At 69.3% G+C, this 6,000-nt stretch carries 7 protein-coding genes; 4 read left to right on the plus strand and 3 right to left on the minus strand.

From position 1 onward, the window contains the following. Positions 1-71 precede the first annotated feature (71 nt). Together IEY81_RS19325 and IEY81_RS19330 are read left to right on the plus strand one after the other, a co-directional pair. Positions 72-293 (plus strand): DUF3107 domain-containing protein, encoded by a 222-nt coding sequence (locus IEY81_RS19325; RefSeq protein WP_189120121.1) that lies wholly within the window; start codon positions 72-74, stop codon positions 291-293. 138 nt (positions 294-431) lie between these two features. Next, positions 432-743 (plus strand): hypothetical protein, encoded by a 312-nt coding sequence (locus tag IEY81_RS19330; protein ID WP_189120122.1) that lies wholly within the window; start codon positions 432-434, stop codon positions 741-743. Between the two features lie 69 nt (positions 744-812). On the opposite strand, the gene IEY81_RS19335 is transcribed toward IEY81_RS19330, so the two are convergent. Together IEY81_RS19335 and IEY81_RS19340 are read right to left on the minus strand one after the other, a co-directional pair. After that, positions 813-1,877 carry a C39 family peptidase gene (locus tag IEY81_RS19335; protein WP_189120123.1) on the minus strand — a complete coding sequence of 355 codons (1,065 nt, stop codon included), beginning with the start codon at positions 1,875-1,877 and terminating at the stop codon, positions 813-815. Then, positions 1,867-2,568: a ferritin-like fold-containing protein gene (locus IEY81_RS19340; protein ID WP_189120124.1), complete on the minus strand. Its 702-nt coding sequence runs from the start codon at positions 2,566-2,568 to the stop codon at positions 1,867-1,869. The genes IEY81_RS19335 and IEY81_RS19340 overlap by 11 nt, the downstream gene beginning before the upstream one ends. A gap of 174 nt (positions 2,569-2,742) precedes the next feature. On the opposite strand from IEY81_RS19340, the gene IEY81_RS19345 reads away from it, so the two are divergent. Continuing rightward, positions 2,743-4,212 (plus strand): DEAD/DEAH box helicase, encoded by a 1,470-nt coding sequence (locus IEY81_RS19345; RefSeq protein ID WP_189120125.1) that lies wholly within the window; start codon positions 2,743-2,745, stop codon positions 4,210-4,212. Positions 4,213-4,230: 18 nt separating this feature from the next. On the opposite strand, the gene IEY81_RS19350 is transcribed toward IEY81_RS19345, so the two are convergent. After that, positions 4,231-4,875 carry a L,D-transpeptidase gene (locus IEY81_RS19350; protein ID WP_189120126.1) on the minus strand — a complete coding sequence of 215 codons (645 nt, stop codon included), beginning with the start codon at positions 4,873-4,875 and terminating at the stop codon, positions 4,231-4,233. Between the two features lie 196 nt (positions 4,876-5,071). On the opposite strand from IEY81_RS19350, the gene IEY81_RS19355 reads away from it, so the two are divergent. Then, on the plus strand, positions 5,072-5,836 hold the full coding sequence (locus IEY81_RS19355; protein ID WP_189120127.1) for an SDR family NAD(P)-dependent oxidoreductase: 765 nt from the start codon (positions 5,072-5,074) through the stop codon (positions 5,834-5,836). The last annotated feature ends 164 nt before the right edge of the window (positions 5,837-6,000 follow it).

A 6,000-nucleotide genomic window follows, 5' to 3' on the forward strand; every position in this document is an offset into this window, starting at 1 on the left:
AACGACGGGGTTCCTCACCAACCGTGTGAGAGGATTCCGGAGCATTGATCGACTTATCGCAAGGAGGACCCGTGGAGGTCAAGATCGGCGTCCAGCAGGCCGCCCGTGAGCTCGTCGTGGAGACCGAGGAGTCCAGCGAGTCGGTGGAGAAGCTCATCGCCGACGCCCTCGGCGGCGGTGCTGTGCTCGCATTGACCGACCACAAGGGCCGCAAGGTCATCGTCCCGACCGAGAAGCTCGCCTACGTCGAGATCGGGCCCGCCAAGGTCGGCAAGGTCGGCTTCGCAGGCTGACTCCTCCGGGATGACCCTGATTTCAGGGTGATCAAGTTCGGGTTTGGGCCATGTTGCCCGTGCATTGCCGTCCCAACAGGTGCACTATCGAGACATAGGCGCATTCATTGCGCCATCTCAACCTGAAGGGAAAAGGGCATGATTGGGACTATTCTCGTCACCCTCATCGGTGGTGTCATCATCGGTCTGCTCGGCAAGTGGGTCGCGCCGGGCGACAAGGACAACATCCCGCTCTGGCTGACCGTCGTGTGCGGCATCGTCGGAATGCTCGTGGGTAGCCTGCTCTACTGGGTCATCTTCGGTCAGAACAACCCCGACTTCGACGGTCACGCGGCCACCTGGGACAACGCCACCAACGGCATCGACTGGTGGCGTCACGTCTGGCAGGTCGTCGTCGCCGCGGTCGCGGTCGTCGTCGCCTCCGGCATCACCGGAAGGTCCAAGGCCTGAGCCTCGCCCAGGTCACTCGGAAGCGGTCCCTCCCGTCGGGGTGGGGCCGCTTCCGCTGTTCTGCGGCGGCTACCAGTTCGGCTGTGCGGGGGGCTCCGGCGGCGCCACGTGCGGCGGCCGGATGAGGTAGACGACGCGCCCGGAGCGGGCCCAGGCACGGTCGAGCTCGCCGAGGTCGTAGGTCGTGGGCACCTCCGCGTCGTTGGCGATCCGGTGGGAGGCGGGATCGTGGACGACCGGATCGCCGGCGGCGTCGAACCCGGTGAGCACGAGCAGGTGGCCGTTGGTGACGTAGCCGGCGCCGGTCAGCTCGCCCTCCTGGTGGGAGACGCCGAGCACCAGCGGGATCCCGGCATCGACCCAGCGGGCGGCCTCGGCGAAGGAGCGGAGCCTGGTGACGTACGCGACCAGGGCGCGGGAGCCGGCGTAGGCGGTGTTGAACGCCCAGTTGCCGGCGCCGCCGAAGGACTCGTCGTAGACCTCGCGGACCGTGAACGGCACCTGCGGGTCGGGGGTCTCGTAGTCGACCCAGGCCGTCTCCTCGGGCGTGGGCCCGACGCCCCAGAAGTCGACGATCATCGCCGTGGACGCAGCGCTGCACCAGGACTGGCCGCCGCCGTCCCACTGGGGGCAGCGGTCGCGGTGGAGCTGCTGTGAATAGGCGGGTACGCCGCCGACGACCGTCCCGCTGCCCTCGGGCCCCGGAGCGGGTCCGGCGTTGCGCGCGTCCGCGGAGACCATCGCCCCGAGCAACGACGCGCGCGGCAGACCGTCGACGGGGCCATGGATGCTGAGCCGCAACGAGTAGGCGGTGAACCTGCGCCCGTCGCGACCCAGGATGGTGTCGTCGGCCGCGGCCGCGACCGGGTCGTCCTGGCCGGAGACGGAGGTGGAGGTGAAGTCGGGGTCGGAGGACCAGCGGGCGAGCACCAGCCAGCCGCTGCGGTCCCCCGACTCCGCGACCACCTGCACCGCGACCTCCACCCAGGACCCGGGCGGCGTCGTCACGTTCCAGGAAGCGACCAGCTCGTCGAAGGAGAAACCGGGACTGACCTCGGGAGACGTCCAGACACCCGCGGCGTCGGGCACGATCTGCTCGCCCTGCCAGCCGGTCCAGAGGATGTCAGTGCTCAAGCCCGAGCTTGCCCATTCGCTCGACGTGACGCTGGGTGAGGCGAGTGAGCATCTCGCCGATGGAGCCGAGGTCGAGACCGGCGAGGTGGCCGCCGGTGATCAGCTCGCTGAGCCCCTCGCGGGTGGCGGCGACCTGCTGCGCCTGGATGATCGCCTCGCCCATCAGTCGACGGCCCCACAGCGCCAGCCGTCCGCCGATGAGGGGGTCGGCCTCGATGCCGGCCCGAACCCGGTCGACCACGAAGTCGGCGCGCCCGGAGTCCTCGAGCGTGGTCACGACGAGCTTGTGGGTCTCCTCGTCGAGATAGCCGGCGATCTCGAGGTAGAAGTCGTTGGCGAGCCCGTCGCCGACGTACGCCTTGACCAGCGACTCCCACCAGTCGGCGGGCTTGGTGTGGATGTGGAACTCGTCGAAGCCCTCGCGCAGCGGCTCCATGGCCGCGTAGGAGTCGACGCCGAGCTCCTCGAGCCGGTCGAGGACCGGCTGGATCTTGGCCTGCTGCGCGGCAGCCATCGCCAGCAGCGCCGTCTTGTCCTCGAGCGAGGGCGCCATCTTGGCGTCGTCGGTCAGCCTCTCGACGGCCGAGACCTCGCCGTAGGCGACCGCTCCCAGCAGGTCGATGACGGCAGCCTTGTAGACGGGATCACCGAACGGATCCTCGGGACCGGTGAACTCTGACGATGCAACCACGGGAGAACCCTACCGATAGAATGTCTTTCGACCGACCCAGAGCCGCTGATATTCACCTGTGTATCGCGCCGGCCTGGTCCCCGTATGTGCGCGGCGTGGCACTCGCTTGGCAAGCTCGAGACACCCGTGAGTCGCTCGCCGCATTCGATGAGACAAGCGAGTAGCGACGAAAATATGACTACGTTCAAGGACCTCGGTGTTCACCCCGAGATCTGCGCTCCGCTCGAGCGCAAAGGCATCACCACCCCCTTCGCCATCCAGGAGATGACGCTCTCGGTCGCCCTCCAGGGCACCGACCTGATCGGCCAGGCCCGCACCGGCTCCGGCAAGACGCTCGCCTTCGGCATCCCCGTTGTGCAGCGCAGCGTGTCCCCCAAGGACAGCGACTACGTCGACCTTCCGCAGGGCAAGCCGCAGGCGCTGATCGTGGCTCCGACCCGTGAGCTGGCCATGCAGGTCTCGGCCGAGATCTCCCTGATCTCCGAGGACCGCGGCCTCCGCGTGCTGACCGTCTACGGCGGCGCCGGCTACGAGCCGCAGATCGACGCGCTGGAGAGCGGCGTCGACATCGTCGTCGGCACCCCCGGGCGCCTGATCGACCTGGCCAACCGCAAGGTCCTCGACCTCTCCCACGTGCACGCCCTCGTGCTCGACGAGGCCGACGAGATGCTCGACCTCGGCTTCCTGCCCGACGTGGAGAAGCTCGTCACCCTCACCCCGGAGACCCGGCAGACGCTGCTCTTCTCTGCCACCATGCCGGGTGCGATCGTGGCGCTGGCGCGCTCCTACATGCGTCACCCGATGAACATCCGCGCCGAGTCCTCGACCGAGCGCGAGACCGTGCCGGCCACCGCGCAGTTCGTCTACCAGGCCCACGATCTCGACAAGCCGGAGATGATCGGCCGTCTGCTGCAGTGCGAGGACCACGACAAGGTCGTCGTCTTCGCCCGCACCAAGCGTCAGGCCCAGCGCGTGGCCGACGACCTCGCCGACCGTGGCTTCCCGGCCTCTCCCCTGCACGGCGACATGCAGCAGGCCGCCCGCGAGCGGGTCATGCAGAAGTTCCGTGACGGCAAGGTCGAGGTCCTGGTGGCCACCGACGTCGCCGCCCGCGGCATCGACGTCACCGGCGTCTCCCACGTGGTCAACTACACGACCCCTGACGACGAGAAGACCTACGTGCACCGCATCGGTCGCACCGGCCGCGCCGGCGCCTCGGGCGTCGCGGTCACGCTGGTCGACTGGGCCGACCTGCACAAGTGGAAGATGATCAACAAGGCGCTCGACCTCCCCTTCGACGAGCCGCTGGAGACCTACTCCTCCTCGGAGCACTTCCTCCACGACATGGGCATCCCGAAGGGCACCAAGGGCCGCATCAAGAAGGCCACGCCCGACCGCCCCAAGGACAATCCGAAGGACAAGGACGCCGGCGCCGACGGCGAGAAGCGCGAGCGCGCTCCCCGCAATCGCAACCGCCAGCGCACCCGCTCCCGCGGCGGCCAGGTCGTCGAGAAGTCCGGCGCCCCCGCGGCCGCCGGCTCGAACCCGGAGCCCGGCGAGGCCAAGTCCGAGGGCACCGCGCCCCGTCGTCGCCGCCGCCGTCGCTCCTCGGGCGGCAGCTCCGCCCCGAAGGCCGACGCCTGACCCGTCCGTACGCGCGCGCTACGGCGTCACGACCACCTTGGTGCCGAGCCGCGCGAAGCGCCACATCGCCTTCGCGTCCGGCTCGGCCTGGCGGATGCACCCGTGCGAGAGCGGGGTGCCGAGCTGGGCGCGGGTCTGTACGCGCTTGCCCTTGTCCACCGGGATGTCGTGGAAGCCGATCGCGGCGTTGGGACCTTTGGTGAAGCGTACGAACCACTTCATGGTGCCCGAGTCCTCGATGCCCTTCGCCCGCTTGGAGCGCGAGAAGACCTTGTAGGTGCCGGGCTTCAGGTTGTCGTAGGCGCTGCCCGACACCGGATAGGTGCGCCGCGTCCGCTCGGCCGCGGAGACGATCCAGACGCGCTGGCGGCTGATCGAGAAGACCACCCGGCGGCCGACGCCGGAGTCGGCCGGGAGCGTCTTCTCGGCGGCCGCCACCCGGGCGGCGACGTCCCGGGTGGCCGCTGCGTCGCGCTGGGCGTCGTGGGGCCAGACCGGGGTGCGGGACTCGTTGCCGACGCCTGCCTTCATGCCGCCGGCGGTGAGGTCGGAGCCGCTCGCCTCCGGCTCGGCGATGATCTCGATGCCGCCGAACAGGCCGGCAGAGGTCAGCAGGGATGCGGCGAAGAGCATCTTGGTGCGCCGGAGCGGCCGGGATCTCACCGTGCGATGACGTCCACCGCGGCTCACTTCTCCATCACGCATCCGAGTCGGCATGAGAAGTCCACGCCGAACATCATCCAAACACGTACGACCGCAAGTCAACTGTCACACGACCGACAGAAAACGTGATTCCGCAGCGGAATCCCACGGCCGACACCGAGAGTGGTCTCCCTCGACGTGGTGGCAGGATTGCCCCATGTCGAACCCCACCGCCCTGGTCACCGGCGCCACCGCCGGCATCGGACTCGCCTTCGCCCAGCAGCTCGCTGCCCGCGGCCACGACCTCGTCCTCGTCGCTCGCGACGAGGAGCGTCTCAACGGCGTCGCCAAGGACCTCACCGACGCCCACGGCGTCAGCGCCGAGGTGCTGCGCGCCGACCTGACCGACACCGCCGACCTGGCCGCCGTCGAGGCCCGCCTGGCCGACGCCGCGCGCCCGGTCGACCTGCTGGTCAACAACGCCGGCCACGGCCTCAAGCGCCGCTTCCTCGACAACTCCGCCGACGAGGAGACCGCGATGGCCGAGGTGCTGATCATCGCGCCGCTGCGCCTCTCCCACGCCGCCCTGCGCGGCCAGGTCGCCCGCGGCCACGGCGGCATCATCAACGTCGGCTCCGTCGCCTCCTACCTCCCCCGCGGCACCTACTCCGCCGCCAAGGCGTGGATCAACTCCTTCACCGAGTGGGCCCACAACGAGTACGCCGGCAAGGGCGTCAAGGTCATGGCCCTGCTGCCCGGCTTCACCAAGACCGAGTTCCACGAGCGCCTCGGCTCCGGCTACGACTCCGCCCCCGCCTGGATGTGGCTCGACGTCGACGACCTCGTCCGCGAGGCCCTCGACGACTACGAGGACGACAAGACCTTCTCGATCCCCAGCAAGCGCTACAAGGCCCTCGCCACCATCGCCCGCGCAGTCCCCTCCGGCGTACTCCAGAAGTTCCAGTCCCTGGGCCGCAAGTAACAGACCGCCGACTCGGCGCATCTGCCCCAGAAAACAACGCCGAGTCGGCGCAACTGCCCCGCGAATACTCGCCGAGTCGGCGTATGTGCCCCGAAGCGTCACTGACGTCTCGGGGCAGACGCGCCGACTCGACGCCCCAGAACGGGACAGACGCGCCGACTCGA

The sequence above is a fragment of the Nocardioides luteus genome, from assembly GCF_014648595.1.
Taxonomy (GTDB): domain Bacteria; phylum Actinomycetota; class Actinomycetes; order Propionibacteriales; family Nocardioidaceae; genus Nocardioides; species Nocardioides luteus.